Below are 234 nucleotides of genomic sequence, written 5' to 3'. Positions count from 1 at the left end.
GTGGACCCCGGCAACCTGGATGGCCGGCAAGCACGCGGCGATCCTGACCTATATCGATGAATGGAAAAAACCGGTACTGGTCGGCGGCGATACCCCGACGAGCGACGGTTACATGCTGTTCCACGATGTCGACGTGGCCAAGGGCGGCATTCACTTGTGGATCAACCGCAAGGACAAGTACATGACACAAATCAACGGCATGATGGCCAAACACGCAGCGGCCCAGGCCAAGGA

General features: G+C 58.5%; 1 pseudogene. It reads left to right on the top strand.

The annotated features are described in order from the left end of the window. Nucleotides 1-19 precede the first annotated feature (19 nt). Nucleotides 20-234: pseudogene (locus tag AAEY83_RS18700) on the top strand (hypothetical protein); the annotation flags it as partial.

The sequence above is a fragment of the Psychrobacter sp. TB20-MNA-CIBAN-0197 genome (assembly GCF_040309765.1).
GTDB lineage: Bacteria > Pseudomonadota > Gammaproteobacteria > Pseudomonadales > Moraxellaceae > Psychrobacter > Psychrobacter submarinus.
This window is presented reverse-complemented; position numbering and strand designations above follow the sequence as displayed.